The 22,111-nt window shown below is 66.1% G+C and carries 10 protein-coding genes; 7 read left to right on the top strand and 3 right to left on the bottom strand.

The features are described from left to right. Positions 1–6: 6 nt before the first annotated feature. The gene (locus ACQP1T_RS33740) at positions 7–1,320 is read left to right on the top strand and encodes a sensor histidine kinase (protein ID WP_433757051.1); all 1,314 of its coding nucleotides are present in this window, start codon (positions 7–9) and stop codon (positions 1,318–1,320) included. Here the strand turns inward: ACQP1T_RS33740 and ACQP1T_RS33735 are convergent. After that, a complete protein-coding gene (locus ACQP1T_RS33735; protein WP_433680727.1) occupies positions 1,317–1,859 on the bottom strand; it encodes a GtrA family protein in 543 nt (180 codons plus the stop codon). The two genes, ACQP1T_RS33740 and ACQP1T_RS33735, sit on opposite strands and share 4 nt — an antisense overlap. 90 nt (positions 1,860–1,949) lie before the next feature. Here ACQP1T_RS33735 and ACQP1T_RS33730 point away from each other — a divergent pair, with 90 nt between their 5' ends. The 6 genes from ACQP1T_RS33730 to ACQP1T_RS33705 all read left to right on the top strand — a co-directional run bounded on the left by ACQP1T_RS33730 (position 1,950) and on the right by ACQP1T_RS33705 (position 20,358). Beyond that, positions 1,950–3,125 (top strand): 5-(carboxyamino)imidazole ribonucleotide synthase, encoded by a 1,176-nt coding sequence (locus ACQP1T_RS33730; RefSeq protein WP_433757050.1) that lies wholly within the window; start codon positions 1,950–1,952, stop codon positions 3,123–3,125. Then, entirely contained in the window at positions 3,109–3,618 is a 510-nt protein-coding gene (purE, locus tag ACQP1T_RS33725; RefSeq protein WP_433762469.1) for a 5-(carboxyamino)imidazole ribonucleotide mutase, read from the top strand. The genes ACQP1T_RS33730 and purE overlap by 17 nt, the downstream gene beginning before the upstream one ends. Positions 3,619–3,710: 92 nt before the next feature. Continuing rightward, complete coding sequence (locus tag ACQP1T_RS33720) at positions 3,711–4,391, top strand: TetR family transcriptional regulator (protein ID WP_433757049.1); 681 nt, start codon at positions 3,711–3,713, stop codon at positions 4,389–4,391. A 160-nt stretch (positions 4,392–4,551) separates the two neighbouring features. Beyond that, the gene (locus tag ACQP1T_RS33715; RefSeq protein ID WP_433757048.1) at positions 4,552–5,712 is read left to right on the top strand and encodes an acyl-CoA dehydrogenase; all 1,161 of its coding nucleotides are present in this window, start codon (positions 4,552–4,554) and stop codon (positions 5,710–5,712) included. A 512-nt stretch (positions 5,713–6,224) separates the two neighbouring features. After that, positions 6,225–6,887 carry a DUF6875 domain-containing protein gene (locus ACQP1T_RS33710; RefSeq protein ID WP_433757047.1) on the top strand — a complete coding sequence of 221 codons (663 nt, stop codon included), beginning with the start codon at positions 6,225–6,227 and terminating at the stop codon, positions 6,885–6,887. A gap of 19 nt (positions 6,888–6,906) precedes the next feature. Then, a complete protein-coding gene (locus ACQP1T_RS33705) occupies positions 6,907–20,358 on the top strand; it encodes an amino acid adenylation domain-containing protein (RefSeq protein WP_433757046.1) in 13,452 nt (4,483 codons plus the stop codon). Here ACQP1T_RS33705 and ACQP1T_RS33700 read toward each other — a convergent pair. Next, the gene (locus ACQP1T_RS33700) at positions 20,355–20,681 is read right to left on the bottom strand and encodes a GNAT family N-acetyltransferase (protein WP_433757045.1); all 327 of its coding nucleotides are present in this window, start codon (positions 20,679–20,681) and stop codon (positions 20,355–20,357) included. The genes ACQP1T_RS33705 and ACQP1T_RS33700 overlap by 4 nt on opposite strands. Before the next feature lie 38 nt (positions 20,682–20,719). Further along, entirely contained in the window at positions 20,720–22,078 is a 1,359-nt protein-coding gene (locus ACQP1T_RS33695; protein WP_433757044.1) for an FAD-binding oxidoreductase, read from the bottom strand. Between the last annotated feature and the right edge of the window lie 33 nt (positions 22,079–22,111).

The raw sequence follows: 22,111 nt of genomic DNA, 5'->3' as shown, positions 1-22,111 counted from the left end.
ACTGATATGAGACGCAGAATTCTGCGATCGATCCTCACCGTGCTGACCATCACCACGGTGGTGCTCGGTGTTCCGCTGATCTACACTGCGTGGCTTTGGGTCGAGGACATCACCCGCAACGATCTGGAGAACCGGCTCGAGCGCATCGCTTCGGAGATCATCAACCAGGAACACGGCGACGGTATGGTGCTCGGCGAACTCGACACCCGCCTGGTGCGGCCGCTGATCCCCAAGGACGGCAAGCTGACCATCATCTATCCGGCCCCGCAGGACAATGCGTCCCGGCTCGATATCGGCGCGGATCGAGTACACGATCCGGTGGTGGAATCGCTGGCGATGGGCACCGAGGGGTCGTTGCGCCTCGAGGTGCCTTCGGGGCCGATGCATACGCGCCAGATCCAGGCCGTCGCGGTAGTTGCCTTCGCGGTGCTCGCCTCACTGGGCGCGGCGGTGTCGGTGGCGATGATCACCGCGCGGCGGGTCGCCGATCCGCTGCGTGATGTCGCGGCCCGCGCCGCCCGACTGGCCATGGGTGACTTCCGGCCGGACCCGCGACGGCACGGGATTTCCGAACTGGACCGGGTTTCCGATGTGCTCGATTCGGCGACCGTCGAGATCGCCGGGCGGCTGCAGCGCGAGCACGCGCTGGTCGCGGACGTTTCCCATCAGCTGCGCAGTCGCCTCACCGCGGTGCGATTGCGGCTGGACGAGTTGTCCGCGCACGCCGATCCGGCCGTGGTGCACGAGGCCGAGGAGGCGATGGCGCAGGTCGACCGCCTGACCGAAGCGATCGACGATCTGGTCCGGGCCTCCCGCGACGAGGATGCCGCCGATCGCGATCCGGTGCCGGTAATGGACGAGCTGCGCGGTGTCGTCGAGGAGTGGTCGCATCCTTTCACCGAGGCGGGCCGGATCCTACGGCTGATCGGCGATGAATCACTGCGCGCGCCGATCACCGGTTCCCGGCTGCGCGAAGCACTCGCCGTGCTGGTCGACAATGCGCTGATGCACGGCGGCGGCACCTGCACGGTATCGGTGCGCACGGTGCGCACGGTCAGCGAGCGCGAACCCTTGGTGGTGGTCGAGGTCGCCGACGAGGGTGACGGCGTCCGTGACGAACTCGCACCGCATATCTTCGACCGCGGCTTCTCCGCGGGCGGCTCGACCGGTGTCGGACTCGCTCTGGCTCGGGCGCTCATCGAGGCCGATGGTGGACGGTTGGAATTGCAGCGCCGCCGCCCCGCGCTGTTCGCGATGTTCCTCGGATCCAGCGCATCACAACGCACGCCCAACGGCGCGCAGGTCCCCGAGCCGCGCTAGCTGTGGCCGAGCTGCTCTTCCTCGAGCATCTCCTCGATTTCCTCGACGAGTTCGCTGATTTCGTCCGGGAACACCCAGCGGCGCATCGCCCAGAAGCGGAATGCCATCTGCAGCAGGTTGCCGATGATGAAGGCGCTGATGAAGTCCGCGATGTTCTCGACGGTGAAGCTCACGTCGGGTTGACGTAGGTCGAAGACGTAGCTGGAGATCCACAGCGGGATGAAGCTCAGCACCACACCGACGCCGCTGACACCGAAGAACAGCAGCGCCTCATGGTGCTTCTCACGCCCGCCGCGGTTCTTGAACGACCATTCCCGGTTGAGGATGTAGGAGCAGATGACCGCGATTACGCCGGAGATGATCTTCGCGGTGACCGGCTTGGTCTCCAGCACGGTCCACTTGAGTACGTAGAAGATGCCCGAGTCGATGATGAAGGTGGTCGCGCCGACGATGGCGAATTTGATCAGTTCGTGGTGGCGGTAAGCGATCTCCCGCAGGGGCTTGGGGAGGACGTTGACCACGTCGTCGACGAAAGACACAAGGCCCGAGTGTACCGGTAGGGATCATGGCGCTCGGACATGACAAGATTGCACGACGTGAGGTCCCGCCGTTCATTCGATCCTGCCGCCATGCCCACCGTCACCATGATCGGTGGTGGCCAGCTCGCGCGCATGACGCACCAGGCCGCCATCGCGCTCGGTCAGCGACTGCGGGTGCTGGCCGAGAATCCGGATGACCCGGCCGCGCAGGTCAGCCCGGAGGTCGTACTCGGCAGCCACACCGATCTGACCGCACTGCGCAAGGCCGCCGTCGGTTCGCACGCGCTCACCTTCGACCACGAGCACGTGCCGACCGAACATCTGGAAGCGCTGGTCGCCGAGGGCGTGAACGTGCAGCCGCCGCCGCAGGCGCTGGTCTTCGCGCAGGACAAGTTGGCCATGCGCACCAAGCTGTCCGACCTCGGGTTGCCGGTGCCCGCCTTCGTACCCGTCAGCTCGGTGGCCGATGCGGTGCGATTCGGTGACGAACACGACTGGCGGATCGTGCTGAAGGCGGTGCGCGGCGGTTACGACGGACGCGGCGTCTGGATGCCGGAATCGGCGGCCGAGGCCGAGACGATCGTGGCCGACCAACTCGCGCACGGTGTGCGACTACTCGCCGAGGCCAAGGTGGATCTGAAGCGCGAACTGTCGGCGATGGTGGCGCGTTCGCCGTTCGGCCAGGCCGCGACCTGGCCGGTGGTGGAGACGGTGCAGCGCAACGGTCAGTGCGCCGTGGTGATCGCGCCCGCGCCGGACCTGAGCGACGAATTGGCAGCGCAGGCAGAGACACTCGCGTTGAACCTGGCCAAGGAACTCGGTGTGGTCGGTGCGATGGCCGTCGAACTCTTCGAAACCGATGACGGCGCGATCCTGATCAACGAACTGGCCATGCGCCCGCACAACTCCGGTCACTGGGGCATGGACGGCGCGTGCACCGGCCAGTTCGAACAGCATCTGCGCGCGGTGCTCGACTATCCGCTCGGTGACACCAGTCCGCTGGCGCCGGTCACGGTGATGGCGAATATTCTCGGCGCGGCCGAGGCGCCGACCATGTCGATGGACGAGCGGCTGCACCACCTCTTCGCCAGATTGCCGCAGGCGAAGGTGCACCTGTACGGCAAGGGCGAACGCCCGGATCGCAAGATCGGGCATATCAACGTGCTCGGCGACGATGTCGCCGTGGTGCGCGAGCAGGCCGAGCGCGCGGCGCACTGGATGTCGCACGCCATTTGGACCGACGGATGGGATCCCCACGGTGAGTAACGCGCAAGTCGGCCTGATCATGGGCAGCGACTCCGACTGGCCGACCATGGAGGCCGCGGCAATCGCCTTGGCGGAGTTCGATATTCGCTTCGAGGTCGGCGTCGTTTCGGCGCACCGCACACCGCAGCGCATGCTCGACTACGCCCGCGAGGCGGCGGGCCGCGGCCTGAAGGTCATCATCGCGGGCGCGGGCGGCGCCGCCCACCTGCCCGGCATGGTCGCCTCCGCCACTGCGCTCCCGGTCATCGGCGTGCCGGTGCCGCTCAAATATCTCGACGGCATGGACTCTCTGCTGTCCATCGTCCAGATGCCCGCTGGCGTCCCGGTGGCCACCGTCTCCATCGGCGGCGCCCGCAATGCTGGCCTGCTCGCCGCCCGCATCCTCGCCACCGCCGACCCCGACCTGCGTGCCCGGATGGAGCGGTTCCAGTCCAGCCTGGAAGCCATGGTCTTGGAGAAGGACGACGCGCTCCGCAGCAAACTCCTCGGCTGACCGACCGACTCGGCTCGCTCGGAGCGCGGCGGCTCGGCTCGTGGCCGCACTGCGACGCTTCCCGCATCGGCCGGGGTCAGTACGGTGATGCGGTGGCGATTGAGGAAACCGTTCGGGGGCGTGGTGGAGATGATGCGGCCAGGTTTCGGCTGACCGTTGTGGATCAGGCGCTGCGGTTGTTCGCCGAGCAAGGGTATGAGGCGACGACCGTGGATGAGATCGCCGAGGCGGCGGGGATTTCGCGGCGGACATTCTTTCGGCAGTTCCGGTCGAAGGAGGATGTGATCTTCGCCGATCACGAGTCCCAGTTGGCGCAGGCGGCGCAGTTCTTGGCGGCCGCGCAGGGGGATCCGTGGGAGGCGGTATGTGCCGCGGTGGTGCAGGTATTCGAGCGGTTCACCCAGTGGCGCGAGATCGCCGAGCGGCGGTATCGGGTGGTGCGCAAGGTGCCGGCGTTGCGAGAGCGCGAGATCGTGACCGTATTCCGGTACGAGCGGTTGTTCACCGACTACCTGCGTGAGCGGCTGCCGGAAGTGCCGGATCTGGCGCGGGTGCAGTTCACGGCCGCGGTGACGGCCACGCACAACTACCTGCTGCGCCGCATGGTGCGCGGCGAATCGGATGCGGGCGCGGCGGATCTGCGCGAGGAGTTGGCGGCGATTCCGCGTGGGGGCGGATCGGGTGCGGCGGAAATGGTGGTCGCGGTGTTCCCGAGGGATATGCCGCCACGGCAGGTCGCCGATCTGGTGACGCGGCAGCTCGGTAGCTTGTGACAGGAGTCATAGTATGCATTATCTGACACTCGGTGCCATGCTGTAACCGCACTTGATGTCGGCTTCCGGGCATATACTCGATCGAAGTATGGCACTGAGTGCCGACAGTTGGAGCTCCGATCCAGCACAATCACGACCGACAAACCCAGGAGTGTGTCCCATGGCAGGGAACCCCGATTTCAATCTGTTCCAGCTCGAGGATTTCCACGACGAACTGCGTGCGGCCATCCGCGGACTGGCGGAGAAGGAAATCGCTCCGTACGCCAAGGACGTCGACGGCAACTCCCGCTTCCCGGAGGAGGCGCTCACCGCGCTGAACGCCGCGGGCTTCAACGCGGTGCACGTACCCGAGGCCTATGGCGGCCAGGGCGCGGATTCGGTCGCCACCTGCATCGTGATCGAAGAGGTCGCCCGCGTGTGCGGTTCGTCCTCGCTGATCCCCGCGGTCAACAAGCTCGGCACCATGGGCCTGATCCTCAACGGTTCCGAGGAGCTCAAGCAGAAGGTGCTGCCGGATATCGTCAACGGCGAGATGGCCTCCTACGCGCTGTCCGAGCGTGAGGCGGGCTCCGACGCGGCCAGCATGCGCACCCGCGCCAAGCGGGACGGCGACGACTGGGTCATCAACGGCTCCAAGTGCTGGATCACCAACGGCGGCAAGTCTTCCTGGTACACCGTCATGGCCGTGACCGATGCGGAGAAGGGCGCCAACGGCATCTCCGCCTTCCTGGTGCACAAGGATGACGAGGGCTTCGTGGTCGGCCCGCTCGAGCACAAGCTCGGCATCAAGGGCTCGCCCACCGCGGAATTGTATTTCGAGAACTGCCGGGTGCCGGGTGACCGCATCGTCGGCGAGCCGGGCACCGGCTTCAAGACCGCGCTGCAGACGCTCGACCACACCCGCCCGACCATCGGCGCGCAGGCCGTCGGCATCGCACAGGGCGCACTGGACGCCGCGATCGCCTACACCAAGGACCGCAAGCAGTTCCGCACCGCGATCGCCGACTTCCAGAACACCCAGTTCATGCTCGCCGATATGGCGATGAAGATCGAGGCCGCGCGCCTCATGGTCTACACCTCCGCGGCCCGCGCCGAGCGCGGCGAAAAGAACCTCGGCTTCATCTCCGCCGCCGCCAAGTGCTTCGCCTCCGATGTTGCCATGGAGGTCACCACCAACGCCGTGCAGCTGTTCGGCGGCGCGGGCTACACCACCGACTTCCCGGTGGAGCGAATGATGCGTGACGCCAAGATCACTCAGATCTACGAGGGCACCAACCAGATCCAGCGCGTCGTCATGTCGCGCGCGCTGCTGCGGGGCTGATAGCGCGATACCGACCGGGTGTTTACGCCGCTGCGCCGAGCGGTGTGAACACCCGGTCTTTTTTGTGCCCGCGGTACCCCACATAATTTTGTGCACCGTCGAAATAATTTCGAAGCCGATCGGTTGTTTATCCGTGTCCTTGGCACGAGCAATTCGAGACCTTGCGCGGAACATTAATATTGTGAAAAAGATTCGACACTGATTCGCCCGGCGTATGGCGCGAACGAGGGCGGCGACCTCCGTTGACGAGGTCGCGCCGAGTGTGGCCCTCGTAGGTGTGTCTCCAACGGATGGGTGCGCGTTACGCGTTTTTCACCCAATTTCGCATGGAAGTTGAACCGATAAATTAGGTGGCTCGTTACCTACTAAAGACACCCAGCAAGGGTGGATACTCGACTTCGTAAGCATGACGAGGTTTGGATATGACCAAGATCGTAATTGGATCGCGGTCGGGGATGAATTGGGTCCCGCTGTCCATGACCGAGATGCCGTGTCCATTCACGAGATCCGTGATGGACGTGGTCCGAACGTGGGCCGAGCAGCATTTGTCGGTGGAGGATCCGGAGTTGGGCCGCGCCGGTCCGGTCTGTCCGTATGTCGCCCCGTCCATGCGGCGCGACCTGATGTGGGTCGGCCGCATACCCGGCGCGCGCCCATGGCCGTCGTTCGTTCGGCTGGTCCTGCGGGACGCGATGGAGCTGTATCAGAACCTACCGCCCACCGAGGGTGGCGCGGCGGTCCTGCGCGCACTGATCACGGCGTTGCCTGACCTGAAGGACTACGCGCTGATCGATGAGCTGCACGCCGAGTTGAAGACGCCGTGCGTGGCGCGCGGGTTCATGCTCGGTCAGTTCTATCCGGGTTGCGATGAGCCCGGGCTGTGGAACAAGGACTACCGTCCGCTCGACGCGCCGATTCCGATGTTCGTCCTGCGCAGCATGATGGCCACCGACTTCCCGTTCCTGCTGGAGAAGCCGGAGTGGATGGCGGCCTACGTCAAGAAGTTCGCACCCGCTCTGCCCGCGTACGTACGCAACGTTGTGGTGAGCAGACTGATGGCGGGTTCGATCAGGGATGTCGAGGTGTATCACATCGAGCCGGAGGGGGTTACGGTCGACGCGACGCATGCTCGGACCAACGATAAACCGGTGCCCCGTCGGGCGGCATCGAGGTAACTGATCCGGGTGGTTGCTCATGTCGCACGGCCTGTCATCGGTACGGCCATCGGCTGCCGCTGACACTCAGGTTTTCCCGCTCTCACCCGCGCAGCTGGGCATGTGGTACGCCCAGCAGCTGGATCCCGATGTGCCGTTGTACGAGGCGCAGTACATCGAGATGACCGGACCGCTGGATATCGACGTGCTGACCCGGGTGGGTCGCCAGGCCGCGCACGAATTCGAGTCGGGCGTACTGCGGTTGATCGAAAAGGACGGTCGGCCATATCAAGTGGTCGACCATCGGGTCGACACGGAAGCGCCGTATCTGGACTTCCGTGACGCAGCGGATCCATATGCCGAGGCGCTGGCCTGGATGCGCGCCGATGTGGCGGCGCCGATTGATCTGCTCCGGGACCGGCTCGCGATTTCGGCGCTGCTGCGGGTCGGCGCCGACCGCGTGCTGCTGTACTCGCGGGCGCATCACATCGTGCTCGACGGCTTCGGGGCGGTGAGTCTGCTGTATCGGGTCGCCGAGCTGTACAACGCGGCGCTGGCGGGTGACGAGCCGCCGCCCGCGGCGGCGGCGAGCCTGCGGGAGGTGCACGAATCCGAGATGAGCTATCGCTCGTCGACGCGATTCACCGCCGATGCGGCGTACTGGTCCGAACGGATGGCGGGCATGCCGCAGCGGTGCAGTCTGGTGGATGCGGTGGCGCCCGCACACGCACTGGGTCGTCAGCATCGGATCGAGCTGTCGCAGCGGACGATCGAGCGGATCGATACCGCGGCGGAACGCTTCGGTGTCGGTTCGGCCGCATTGGCGATGGCGGCGCTTGCGCTGTATTACGCGCGGATGACCGGTGAGCGGGAGGTGGTGCTGAGTCTGCCGGTCTCCGGGCGGACCAATGCGATGCTGCGGCGCTCGGGCGGCATGCTGGCCAATGTGGTGCCGTTGCGGATCGCGGTCACCGAGGACAGCACGGTCGCCGATATCGTCACGGCGGTGCGGCTCGAGGTGTCGGGTGCGCTGCGGCATCAGCGGTACCGGCACGAGGAGATCCGGCACGGTGCCGACGATATGGTGCCGGGACGTGGGTTCGTCGGGCCGGTATTCAATATCATGTTGTTCCCGACGGAAGTCGTTTTCACCGGTGTCCGAACAGCGCTGCATGTACTGACTTCGGGGCCGGTCGAGGACCTGTTCGTCAACCTCTACCAGCACGGCGCGAACAGCCCGATCCATGTCGACTTCACCGCCAACCCGGACTTGTACGACGCGGATTCCCTTGCCCGGCACCATTATCGGTTCATCGCGCTGTTCGAGTCGATGCTCGCCGCGCAGCCCGATACACCGGTCAGGGAGCTCGAGTACTTCCTCGACGATGAGCGGCATCTGCTTCGCGGGGTACATGGACCGAAGGTTTCGGCGGTGCGGTTATTGCCCGAGGTGCTGGAGGCGGGATTGCGTGCTGCGGAGGCAGACGCACCCGCTGTCATATGCGGCGACCGGACGTTGTCCTATGCGGAACTGGATCAACTCTCGAATTCGTTGGCGTGCAAGCTGATCAGGCTTGGTGCGGGACCTGATATTCCGGTGTTGAGCGCGCTGCCGCGTTCGATCGAATCGGTGCTGACGTTCTGGGGTGTGGCTCGATCGGGTGCGGCGTTCGTGCCGATCGGGGCCGGGAATCCGAGCGAGCGGGTGGCGCGGATAGCGGCGGAATGCGGTGCGCGACTGGGGATTACCGTGTCGGAGCGGCTTCCAGATCTGCCCGACGATATGACGTGGATCGTGCTCGATGCCGATGCCGATGCCGATGCCGATGCCGATGCCGATGCCGATGCCGATGCCGATGCCGATGCCGATGCCGACGCGATGGCGGCAGCGGACCTGCGTGGGGTCGTGCGGGCGGAGCACGCGGCCTATGTCGTCTTCACCTCGGGGTCGACCGGCGTGCCGAAAGGTGTTGTGGTTTCGCATATCGGATTGGCGGGACTGGTCGCGGCGGCCCGCTATTCGTTCTATTCGGGGCCGTGGGCGCGGGTATTGCACTGTTTGAATCCGAGTTTCGATGCCTCGCTACTGGAGTTGCTGCTGGCCTTCTCGGCGGGCGCGACATTGGTGGTCGCGGAGGGGGATCAGGCGGCCGGGACCGAGTTGGCGCGGGTGATCCAGGACTACGGCGTGACGCAGTTGTGTTCGACGCCCGCCGTTTTGGCGACTCTGCCCACCGAGGCGTTGGACGGGGTGCATGCGGTGTCCACTGGCGGCGAGAGTTGTCCGCCGGAGTTGGTCGCGCGGTTCGGGTCAGGGCGGACATTGCTGAATTCCTATGGGCCGACCGAGACTACGGTGGCGGCGACCTTCACGGACCGGTTGACGCCTGCTCGGCCGTCGGGGCTGGGGCACCCGGTGCCAGGGCTCGGGCTGCTGGTGCTGGACCGCTGGTTGCGTCCGGTGCCGATCGGGGTCGCTGGCGAGTTGTACATCGTCGGGTCTGGACTGGCCAGGGGTTATGCGGGGCAAATGGGCATCACCGCAGAACATTTCGTGGCGAATCCCTTCGGGCCGGGTGGATCTCGGATGTATCGGACCGGTGATCTGGTTCGATGGCAGCTGGAGCATCCGATCGATGTGCAGCACGATGGGGCGCCGGAACCGGTGCTGGAATATCTGGGCCGCACCGACTTCCAGGTCAAATTGCGCGGCATGCGGGTCGAGCCGGGTGAAGTGGATGCCGTGCTGGATATGCATCCCGATGTCGAGATCGCGGTGACGGTATTGCGACGCACTGCCGCGGGCGGCTCGATGTTGGCGTCGTATGTGGTTCCGGTGGATCACAGGGAACCGCCTGTACGCCTGGATGTTTCGGATCTGCGCGACTTCTGTGCACACCGGCTGCCCGGACATCTGGTACCTGGATCGATCACCGTGCTGGATGCGCTGCCGTTGACCGGCAACGGCAAGATCGATCGTCGTGCCCTGCCGGAACCCGAGCTCGTGGCGGCCGCACCGGTGCACGCGGTGGGTACCGAAACCGAACATGCGCTGTGTGCGATTTTCGCGGAAATCCTCGGCAGCCGGACCGTTGACGCGGAGTCGTCCTTCTTCGCACTCGGCGGTGATTCGATCATGGCCATCCAGCTGGTATCCCGGGCCCGTGCCGAAGGACTGATCTTCGCGGCCCGCGATGTTTTCGAACATCCGACTCCCGCTGACCTGGCCCGATTCGTCTCGACACCTACCGGTCACCCGGTACTGCATGAACTGCCGGGGGCGGGGATCGGCCGGATACCCCGCACGCCCATCGTTTCCTGGCTGCTCGAACAGCCGACCGATACGCGCCGCTTCGCACAGTCGATGGTGCTCACTCTGCCCGTCGGCATCGAGCGAATCCCGTTGGTGCGCACCGTACAAGCCGTCCTCGATCGGCACGACGTCTTGCGTGCGATTCTGGTGGATGGGGAACTCGAGGTGCGTCCGGTGGGGGCGGTCGACGCGGACACCCTGCTGGTCGTCGATTCCGAAAGTTGCCCGGACGCGTCCGCTCGGGCTGTCGCAGACGCTACGGATCGTCTCGATCCGCAGCGTGGGCGGATGCTGGCCATGGTGTGGCTGGACGCAGGGCCGACGCGGCCCGGACGACTCGTCATCGTGGCGCATCACCTCGTCATCGATGCGGTGTCCTGGCGGATCGTAGTTGCCGATCTGATCGCCGCATGGACCCGGATCGCTGCGGGTGAGGAGCCGGTACTGCCGCCGGTCGGCACATCGATGCGAACGTGGGCGCACGCTTCGGCCATGGCCGCCGCCGAGGAATCCGTGGTCGAGGAGCTGGATTACTGGGCTGCGGTCCTTGCCACCCCGGATCCGCTGTTGCGGCGTGATCGCGAGGCTGCCATCCCGCAGGAGGACACCGGTCGTCGTGATCGCGGCGATTCGATCGAAGCGCCGACCGGGCGTGCTCAGCAGACCGGACACGCTCAGCCGACCGGGCAGGTTGAGGCGACCGAGCGCGGTGATTCAGACCTTGCCGTTGATCTGACGCGGGCACGCGATGTCAACACCGAGCCCGAACCCCTGACGGACGAATCGCGACAGACCCGTGAGCGAATCGAGGTGCGACTGCCGGTCGAGGTGACGAGGACGCTGCTCGAGCGGTTGCCGGAGGCGTTGCGGTGTGGCATTGAGGACGCACTGTTGAGCGCGTTGGCGTGCGCGGTGACGCGGTGGCATGGGGATCGAACACCGGTGCTGGTGAATATCGAGCGGCATGGGCGGGATGAGGCGTTGGTGCCTGGGGCGGATCTTTCCCGGACGGTGGGTTGGTTCACCAGTCAATTCCCGGTGCGGTTGGACGTCGACGCGGCCGACCCGGTCACGGCATTGAAGGCCGTGAAGGAGCAAGTACGCGCGGTGCCACGGGGCGGGTACGGATTCGGGCTATTGCGGTATCTGAATCCGGCTGGGCGCGAACGATTGTCGGCCGTGCAGCCGCGGATCGGGTTCAACTATCTCGGGCAGGTGCCTGCCGTCGATGTGGGGCCATGGCTGCCGGAATCGATAGTGACGTCGTTGCGAACCGCGCCGGACTTGCCCGCGGCCGGTGATATCGCCATCGATGCCCTGACCTCGGAAACTACTGAAGGCCCTGTCTTGCAGGCGGTCTGGCAGTTCAGGTCCTCGGCGGCCGGTCTGGAAGACGTTGCACAGCAATGGATATCGGAACTCAGTTCGCTCGCCGATCTGCTGCGTGCCCCGGATGCGGGTGGATTCACACCCTCGGATCTGCCGCTGGTATCCGCCACGCAACAGCAGATCGACGAATGGGAGTCGCGGTACCCGGCATTCGAGGATGTCTGGCCGCTCGCGCCGCTGCAGCAAGGGCTGTTGTTCCACACACAGCTGGCCGCCGGACGCACCGACGGGTACTCGGTGCAGGCGGTGATCCAATTCGAGGGCGAAGTGGATGTCGCACGGCTGGAGCGGGCCGCTGGCGCGCTCGTCGAGCGGCACCAGGCGCTGCGGACGGCCTTCCTACCGGGCGACGATGCGACGGTTCAGCTGGTGCAGGAGCAGGTAACCGTGCCGTGGGACTACATCGAAGCGGATGCGATGGAATGCGACCGCCGCGCCGACGCCGAACTAGCGAAACCGTTTGCCCCGGATCGGCCACCCCTGCTGCGCTTCCTCTGCGTGCGCTGCGGCGAGCGCGATGTCCGGTTGGTTATCACGAACCATCACCTGATCCTCGACGGCTGGTCCATGCCATTGTTCTTAGGTGAACTGCTCGCGCTGTACGAAAAAGACGGTGACAGTGCCGAATTCGGCCCAACTGTCTCGTATCGTCGCTACTTGGAGTGGCTGGCGGAGCGAGACCACACCGCCGCGCGGGCCGCATGGGCCGCCGCATTGGCCGACCTATCAGGCCCGACTTTGGTGACCGCTGGGCGGGCTCCGGCCATGGCCGACGGCGGCCCGAGTGAGTCGAAACCCACCGGGACCATCGCCATCCCTTTGGCTCAACCGAATGTATCCGCACTCCAGCGGATTACCGCGGAGCATGGCGTCACGCTCAATACGGCGGTACAGGTCGGGTGGGCATTGCTGCTGGCCGAGCTGACGGGGGAGCACGACATCGTATTCGGCGCCACCGTATCCGACCGTCCGCCCGAATTGCCGGGGGCGGAACGCATTGTCGGCATGCTGGTGAACACCATTCCGGTACGGATCACGCTGGCACCGGCCGAGTCGGTGGCGGATCTGCTCGGGCGCGTACATCGTGAGCAGGCCGTCTTGCTCGAGCACCACATGTTGGGGCTCAACGATATTCAAGGTGCAGTCGGTTTGGGGCCGCTGTTCGACACCGCACTCGTCTTCGAGTCGTATCCGGTGGATGCGGCGGCCCTCATGTCGGCGGCCGAGCGGGTGGCATTGCGGGTCAGGGGATTCCGTGCCTACGACGGTACGCACTATCCGCTCGCATTGGCCGCACACGCCCGGGGCGGCCTGCATCTGGTGATGAGCTATTCGGCCGAGTACTTCGATGAAGCCGAGGCGGATGCGCTGGCGAGTCGGCTGGCCCGCATTCTCGCTCGGCTCGGATCGGATCCGAACCAGCTGGTCATGGCAGTCACTGGAGCCGACCCCGGCGACATACTGCGCGCGCGTCCACAGCCGCTGCGGTTGCTCCCCGAGATACTGACGGGAGGCATCGAACCGGGCCGGATCGCAATCCATTACGGTCCAACAGAATTGACTTATCGAGAACTCGACGAGCAGTCGAATCGGCTGGCCAGCGTGTTGCTCGAGGCCGGTGCGGAACCGGAAACGGCTGTGCTGCTCGCGGTGCCGCGATCGCCGGAGTGGATGGTCGCGGTGTGGGCGATCGCGAAGACCGGGGCTGCCTTCGTGCCGGTCGATCCGGCCCAGCCCGCGCAGCGGATCATCGATATCGCCGCCGACTGCGGTGCGCTATTCGGGGTGACCGTCGCGACGGTGCGGGATCGACTTCCGGACGAAGTTCGGTGGCGGGTGCTGGAGGATCAGACGGCAGCCGCGCCATCGCTGACTGTCGCGGATCGACGCAGGCCACTGCTTGCCGCACACCCGGCCTACATCGTGTACACCTCCGGCTCGACCGGAACACCGAAGGGCGTAGTCGTCACCCATGCCGGTCTGAGCGGGCTCGTGACGGGTACCGCTGCCGCCATCGGAGCCGGGCCGGGAGATCGCGTATTGCAGAGTCTGAATCCGAGTTTCGATGGCGCCATTCTGGTGTGGCTATCCACCTTCGAAACCGGCGCGACCCTGGTGATCGCACCACCGGAGGCGAATGCCGGTGCCGAGTTGTGTGCGGTCATCGCCGAATCCAATGCCACCCACGTGATCTCGACGCCCGCGGTACTCGCCACGGTGCCCGCCGCGGCGGTCGCGGATGTGCGGGTGCTGGTCTCCGGCGGTGCGGCGTGCCCGCCGGAGCTGACCGCGCGCCTCGCTGACGGCCGGACGCTGCTGAATTCCTATGGCCCCGCCGAAACAACCGTGGCAGCGACGTTCACCGCTGCGCTGCGTCCAGGAGAACCCGCGGATCTCGGCACGCCGCTGCCGGGAACCGGTCTGGCCGTGCTGGATTCGTGGTTGCGTCCGGTACCGCTCGGTGCGACGGGTGAGTTGTATGTCATGGGGCCCGGACTCGCCCGCGGCTATGTCGGGCAGCCGGGACCGTCGGCGGCGCGGTTCGTGGCGAACCCGTTCGGAACGTCGGGTGAGCGGATGTACCGCACCGGCGACCTGGTCAGGCGTATGTCTCGGCGGCGACTGGAGTACGTGGGGCGCAATGATTTCCAGGTGAAGTTGCACGGCATCAGAGTCGAACCCGGTGAGGTCGATGCGGTGCTGCGCAAGTGCCACGGTGTCGAGACGACTATCACCGTGCCGCGCCAGGGACCGGCCGGAGCGCATGTGCTGGCCAGCTATGTGGTGCCGACAGAGGATGCCGTACTTACCGTGAACGCGTTGCGGGACTATCTTTCCCAGCGCCTACCGAGACATCTGGTGCCCGCGACCATCACCGTACTGACCGACCTGCCGCTGACCGGAAACGGCAAGGTCGATCTGCGCGCACTGCCCGAACCCGAACTGGCGGTGGCCGAATACGTCGAACCAGTCGGGCGGGAGCGCGTGGTCGCCGACGTCTTCGGCACGGTGCTCGACCAGGAAAAGGTCGGTGCGGCCGACGACTTCTTCGCACTCGGCGGTGATTCGCTCTCGGCAATCCGAGTCGCCGCTCGGCTCGGCTCGGCCCTGGCGATTTCGGTGCCGGTCCGCCTGATCTTCGAAGCGCCGACCGTGCGCGCGCTCGCCGCGCGACTCGGCGCCACGGCCGCCATGGATATGGCTGGTCCGCGGCAAGGTGCACGGCCACAATGGATTCCGCTTTCGCCCGCGCAACAGCGGATGTGGTTCGTCAACCAATACGATCCCGATTCCGGCGCTTACAACGTGCCGATCGTGCTGCGGCTCACCGGAAGATTGGATCCGGTGGCACTCGAAGCGGCGGTGCGCGATGTGCTCGAGCGGCACGAAGCGCTGCGCACGGTATATCCGGCTCGCGACGGCGTCGGGTATCAAGTGATTCTGCCAACGGATTCCGTTGTGCCGGAACTAGATCCGATTTCCATCACCGATGCGAAGCTGCCCGGCGCGATCGCGGACTGTGTCGGTGCGGGATTCGATGTGACCGCCGCGGTGCCATTGCGGCTACGCCTGTTCCGGCTCGCGGAGAACACCCACGTACTCGTGCTGGTAATCCACCACATCAGCACCGATGGCTTCTCGATGGGCCCACTCGCCCGCGATGTGATGAGGGCCTACGCGGCCCGGCTTGGCGGCGCGGCACCTGCCTGGACCCCGCTGCCGGTTCAGTACGCCGACTACACCCTGTGGCAACACGAGCGTTCGGGCTCCGAAAACGACCCGGAATCGAGACTGGCCCAACAGATTCGGTACTGGACCGATGCATTAGCCGCACTGCCCGACCAACTCCCACTGCCCGCCGACCGCCCCCGCCCGCCGACAGCATCTTTGCGGGCGGGCACGGTCTACCGCGAATTCGACGCCGCACTTACCGCGCGTCTCGATGAACTCGCCACCGCGAACCAATGCACGCGATTCCAGGTGCTGCACAGCGCACTCGCGGTGCTGTTCGCCCGACTGAGCGGCACCACCGATATTGCCATCGGCACCCCAGTGGCGGGCCGTGGCGTCGCCGAACTCGACGATGTGGTCGGCATGTTCGTCAACACCCTGGTGCTGCGCACCGAAATTCGTGCCGCCGAGCCATTCACCGCGCTACTGGGCCGGGTGCGACGCACCGACCTCGACGCACTCGCTCACGCCGACGTGCCCTTCGAGCGGCTCGTCGACCTGCTCGAACCCACCCGCTCGCCCTCCCGGCATCCCTTGATTCAGACAATGCTGGTGATGCAGAACCTCGCGCCGGTCGAACTCGCGCTACCGAATCTGCGCGCCGAAGTACTGGATCTCGACCAGCAGAACATCCGTTTCGATCTGAGTGTCACAGTGGCGCCGACAGATTCATCCGGCCTATCGGTCCGGATCGTATACGCCACCGACCTCTTCGACCGCGCGACCGTCGCGCATATGGCCGAACGCTGGCTGCGCGTGCTGCGCGCGGTAGCGGCGAATCCCGAGGTGCCCGTCGGTGATATCGAATTGCTCGCGCTCGCCGATCGCCGCGATCTGCTGTCGAGGCGGGCACCGATCGAGCGGCCACCGCGCGTGCTGGCAGAGCTGCTCGCCGACGCGGTCACCGCGAACACGGACGGCATAGCCGTGGTCGATGGCGCGACGACGATGACCTATGCCGAACTCGACGAACGCTCGAATCGACTGGCCCGCAAACTTATCAGCGCGGGCGCGCGCCCCGAAACGCTGGTCGCGGTGGCCCTGCGCCGCTCGCTCGAGTCGGTCCTCGCGGTATGGGCGGTGGCCAAGTCCAGCGCTGCCTTCGTCCCTGTCGACCCCGGCTACCCTGCCGAGCGGATCGAACAGATAATTGCGGACTCGGGTGCCGAACTCGGCATCACCCGGAGTTCGATCGAACCGAGTCTGCCGGATTCGACGCGGTGGCTCGTCCTCGATGACCCGGACTTCATCGAATCACTCGATGCCACCGCGAGTTCGTCGATCGAGCCGCGGAACGTGCGGCCCGAGAACCCGGCCTACGTCCTGTTCACCTCCGGATCAACCGGCAGGCCGAAGGGTGTCGTCGTCACCCACGCCGGTCTCGCCAATCTCGCTGCGGTACAACAGAAACGCAATGCGACGACCAGCGCCTCTCGCGTCCTGCACGTCGCCTCACCGAGTTTCGACGCCTCGATTCTCGAACTCCTGATAGCAGTGGCTCCGGCGGCAACCCTGGTCATCGCGGGCCCCACCGCATTCGGCGGCCCGGAACTCGCGGAACTGCTGATACGCGAACAGGTTACGCACATCGCCCTGTCACCATCGGCGCTGGCTTCGGTCGACCCCGCCGGATGCGACACCGTGCGCGTCATCATTACCGGCGGTGAACCGTGTTCGCCCGACCTGGTCGCCCGCTGGGCTGCGCCGGGTCGCCTGCACTTCAACGATTACGGGCCAACCGAAACGACAATCTGGGCGACAGGGAGCAACTCGCTACACGAAGGTGACGCGGTCACCATCGGCGGTCCCATCGCGGGCATGGCCGCACTGGTGCTCGACGACCGGCTGCACCCGGTGCCCGAAGGCGTTGCCGGTGAGCTGTATCTGGCGGGTCTCGCACTGGCCCGCGGCTACCACGATCGTGTCGGCCAGACCGCATCGCGCTTCGTCGCCGACCCGTACGGCCGCCAGGGTGAGCGCATGTACCGCACCGGTGACCTGGTGCGCTGGCGCGGCCGCGACCTCGAATTCCTGGGCCGTTCGGACCTGCAGATCAAGCTGCGCGGCCTGCGCATCGAACTCGGGGAGATCGAATCGGCGCTGCTCGCCGACCCGGCCGTGGACCAGGCGGCGGTGAGCGTGCACACCGATGCCGCCGTCGGTGAGGTGCTCGTCGCCTACGTTGTACCCGGTGCCGAATTCTTGTCCGATTCGCTCAAGAGTCGTGTGGCACAGCGCCTTCCGTCTTACATGGTCCCGTCGGTCATTATCGCGCTCACCGAACTGCCGCGAACCGCGAGCGGAAAGCTGGACCGCAAGGCGCTGCCCGCACCCGATCTGCGCGGCGGCCGGTATCGCGCGCCCGAGACGCCCACCGAACGAGCGATCGCCGAAACCTTCAGTGAACTGCTCGGTGTCGCCCGCGTCGGCCTCGACGACAACTTCTTCGCCCTCGGCGGCAATTCGCTGATCGCCACCCGCATCGTCGCCCGGCTCGGCGCCGCACTGAATACCCGAATCCCGGTGCGCACCGTCTTCGACGCGCCCACCGTCGCCGACCTCGCCGAGGCGATCCGGACCGCGTCCGCCCCACCCGGACCGCGGCCCGGCCCACGCGAGCGACCACGCCACATCCCACTCTCGGCAGCCCAGCGGCGCATGTGGTTCCTCAACCGCTACGACCCGAGCTCTCCCGCGCACAATGTGCCCATCGCCGTCGAGGTCCGCGGCGATCTAGATCCGGAACTGCTCCGCGCGGCCGTCCCGGATCTGGTCGCACGGCACGAATCACTGCGCACCGTGTACCCGGTGGATGCCGCGGGCGATCCATACCAGAAGATTCTTCCGGCAGCGGAAGCCGTTGTCCCGGTGGTGGTCTCCGATATCGGAGAGGAGACCGCGGCCGAGTTCACCATGCGCGCCAGCGGGCACGGCTTCGATCTGACCCGAGAACTTCCGCTGCGCGTGTGGCTGCTGCGCCTGGAACCCGAGCGCTGGGTGCTCATCGTCGTCATGCACCACATCGCCTCGGACGGCTGGTCGTTGGGGCCGCTGACCCGCGACGTGCTGTTGGCCTACGCCGCGCGCCGGGCCGGTACCGCGCCGCAATTCGCCCCATTGCCGTTGCAATACGCCGATTACGCGCTGTGGCAGCACGAATTGCTCGGCGCCGATGACGATCCGGACAGTGCGGCACACCGCCAGCTGGAGTACTGGCGCGGTGCACTCGACGGACTGCCGGAGGTATCGGCGCTGCCCACCGACCACCCGCGACCCGCGGTGGCGACGCATCGCGCGGACATGGTCGAGTTCGATATCGGAATCGCGGTGCAGCAACGGATCCGCGAGATCGCGCGCTGGCACGGCGTGAGTGTCTTCATGGTGGCGCATGCCGCGCTCGCGGTGCTGCTCACCAGGCTCTCCGGTGCCACGGATGTGGCGATCGGTTCGGTCACCGCGGGACGCGGGGACGGCGAACTCGACGATCTCGTCGGGATGTTCGTCAATACCCTGGTCCTGCGCACCCGGATCGAGCACGACGCGACCTTCGAAAACATCCTCGCCACAACCAAAGACGCCGATCTGGATGCCTTCGGCAATGCCGATCTGCCATTCGAACGGTTGGTCGAGGTGCTCGCACCCGCTAGGTCGACCGCGCATTCGCCACTGTTCCAAGTGATTCTGGTGTTCCAGAACTTCGATCGCGAGCCGCTTCGGCTGCCCGGATTGGAGATAACGCCGGTATCGCTGGCGGCGGTCGGTGCCAAATACGATCTGGAATGGATGCTCGCCGAGGAATTCGATGCCGATGGCGCACCCGCCGGTATCACCGGAACCCTGACCTTCGCCCGCGATCTCTTCGAACAGGCGTCCGCGGAAACCTTGACGCGCAGATACGTTCAGGTACTCGACGAAGTCACCGCGGACCCGGCCGTCGTCATCGGCGAACTCGATGTCACCGCCCCGCCGGGCACGGTCGTGCACCAGCCTCCGCCAACGACCGTGCGGCGCAAGGATTTACCGTACCGGCCGCCGGTCACCAGCACTGAACACCTCGTTGTCGACGCCTTCGAAGCCGTACTGGGTACGGACCGAATCGGCTTGGACGACAACTTCTTCGAACTCGGCGGCACCTCCATGGTCGCCATTCGACTCGTCACCGAAATCCGCGAGCGCAGCGGCTTCAATATGCCGGTGCAGTGGATGTTCGGTGAACCGACGCCCGCCGTTCTGGCGCAGCGCATCATCGAGGGTGACCAGCCAGGCGTCGATCCGGCCTTGCGCACCGTCCTGGCCCTGCGCCCGGGTGGCACGGGTCCGGGACTGTTCTGCATCCATCCCGCCATCGGATTGGCCTGGTGCTACGCCGGTTTGGTGCAATACCTCGACGGTGATCACCCGATCTATGGCCTGCAGTCACCCGCCGTGGCCGACGGTGTCCAACCGGACGGCACCCTCACCGAACGGGCCGCCCGCTACGCCGACCACATGCTCCTGACCCAGCCCGCTGGCCCCTACCGCCTGCTGGGCTACTCCGCGGGCGGCCCGCTCGCCCATGCGGTCGCCGTCGAACTCCAGCGCCGCGGTGCCGAGGTATCGGCCCTGGTCCTCATGGACGGCCGCGCCGATGTCGAAGCGGAAAGCGCCGTCCAGATGCCGCCCCCGGAGGCATTGCTCGCCGAATTCGGCGGTATCGATCCCGCCCTGCTCGACAATCTCGACGGGGACGTGGCGCTCGCCGACCGCGCCGCCGAACTCCTGCGCGCCGCAGGCGGCACGTTCGCGGCCCTGACCCCCACCGACCTCGAGCACCTCTATGTCGACTATCAGCAACTGATCCGGGAAAGCGCCGACTACCACCCGGCCGTCTTCGATGGCGACATACTTTTCTTCAGCAGCACCAACAGCCGCCCCGGGTTCATTCCCAACTCCGAAACCTGGCGACCCTATGTCACCGGAACCATCGCGGACCACCAAGTCGGCCACGAACACAACAAACTCACCAGCCCGGAAGCCCTGGCGGTGATCGGTCCGATCCTCGCGGACTACCTGCGTTAGGCGACCAGATCGGCGTATTCGCGGTGCTCCGCGATGTACTTCTCGACGTACCAGCAGGTCGGGATGATGGCGAAGCCATGCGCACGCGAATCCTGCAGCGCGTACTCGACCACCTGCGCGGCCACGCCGCGGCCGCGGAACTCCGGGAAGGTCATGGTGTGGTGGAAGTCCCGTACCTTAGGGGGATGGTTGTCGGCGGAGCCGACGGGGCGGGTGAGATCAGCATCGTCTTGTTCGGCGTAGTCGGCGTACCCGGCGAGGGTGTCGTCGAGATAGATCTCGAAGCGGGTATCGGCGACATTGTGCTCGAGCCTGGTGGTCATGATCGGGTGAAACTCCTCAGCAGCCGGGAATGTTCCGTTTACAGAATCGCGCCTGGGTTGAGAATGCCATGCGGGTCGAGCGCATCCTTGATCCGATGAGTGAGTGCCATCACATCGGGGCCGAGTTGATCGGGCAGCCATGCCTTCTTCAACCGGCCCACGCCGTGTTCGCCGGTAATGGTGCCGCCGAGCTCGATGGCCAGGTCCATGATCTCGCCGAAGGCGCGGTGCGCGCGTTCGGTCATCGCCGCATCGGTCGGATCGTGCACGATGAGCGGGTGCGTATTGCCGTCCCCGGCGTGCGCGATCACCGAAACCAGCACGTCATTGCGCGCCCCGATGGCGGCTATACCGTTGACCAGATCGGCGAGCCGCGGCAGCGGAACACCGACATCCTCGAGCAGCAGCGGCCCGATCTTCTCCACCGCCGGAATGGCGAAACGCCGTGCGGCGGTGAAGGCTTCGCCTTCCTCGGGATCCTCGGTGTGGAAAACCTCGGTGGCACCGGCCTTTTCGCAGATGCCGACCATGATTTCGGCTTCGTGCCTGGCGAATTCGCCCGGTGCGTCCGAACGGGCGACCAGCAGCGCGGCGGCCTCGCGATCCAGGCCCATCCGCATCTCGTCCTCGACCGCATTGATCGCGACGGCATCCATGAACTCGAGCATGGCGGGCCGCAGGGTGCCGGTGATGCCGAGGATGGCGTCGGTGGCGGCGGTCAGTGTCGGGAAGGTCGCGACCACGGTGGACTGCGGCGGTTGTGCTGGCAGCAGCCGCAGGGTGAGTTCGGTGATCACCCCGAGCGTGCCCTCGCTGCCGACGAACATCTTGGTCAGCGACAGACCCGCCGAATCCTTCAGCCGTGGCCCGCCGAGTCGCACCACTGTGCCATCGGCGAGCACGACCTCCATGCCCAGCACATAATCGGTGGTAACGCCGTATTTCACACAGCACAGGCCGCCCGCATTGGTGGCCGCGTTGCCGCCGATCGAGCAAATTTCGAACGAGGACGGGTCCGGCGGATACCACAGGCCGTGCTCGGCGACCGTGCGTTTGACCTCGGCATTGAGCAGGCCCGGCTGGACCACCGCGGTGCGGGTGACCGGGTCGACGGTGATCGCGCGCATGCGTTCGGTGCTGAGCACGATGCCGCCGTCGACGGCCGTCGCGCCCCCGGACAGTCCGGATCCGGCGCCGCGCGGCACCACCGGGACCTTGTGTTCGTGCGCCCACCGCAACGTCGCCGCGACATCATCGGTGCCGGTCGCGCGGACCACGGCCAGTGGTGTGCCAGCGCTCGGATCGCGCGCCCAGTCCTGCCGATAGCCCGCCAACAGGTCGGAATCGGTGAGTACCGCGCCATCGGGCAAGCGGGAGATCAGGTCATGCAGGTCCACATGGCTCACGCTATACGCCGGGTGCGGGCCAGG

Source organism: Nocardia sp. CA-135398 (assembly GCF_050955845.1).
In the GTDB taxonomy this organism is placed as follows: Bacteria; Actinomycetota; Actinomycetes; order Mycobacteriales; family Mycobacteriaceae; genus Nocardia.
Note: the sequence above shows the minus strand (reverse complement) of the source record. Positions and strands in the feature narration are given on the sequence as shown.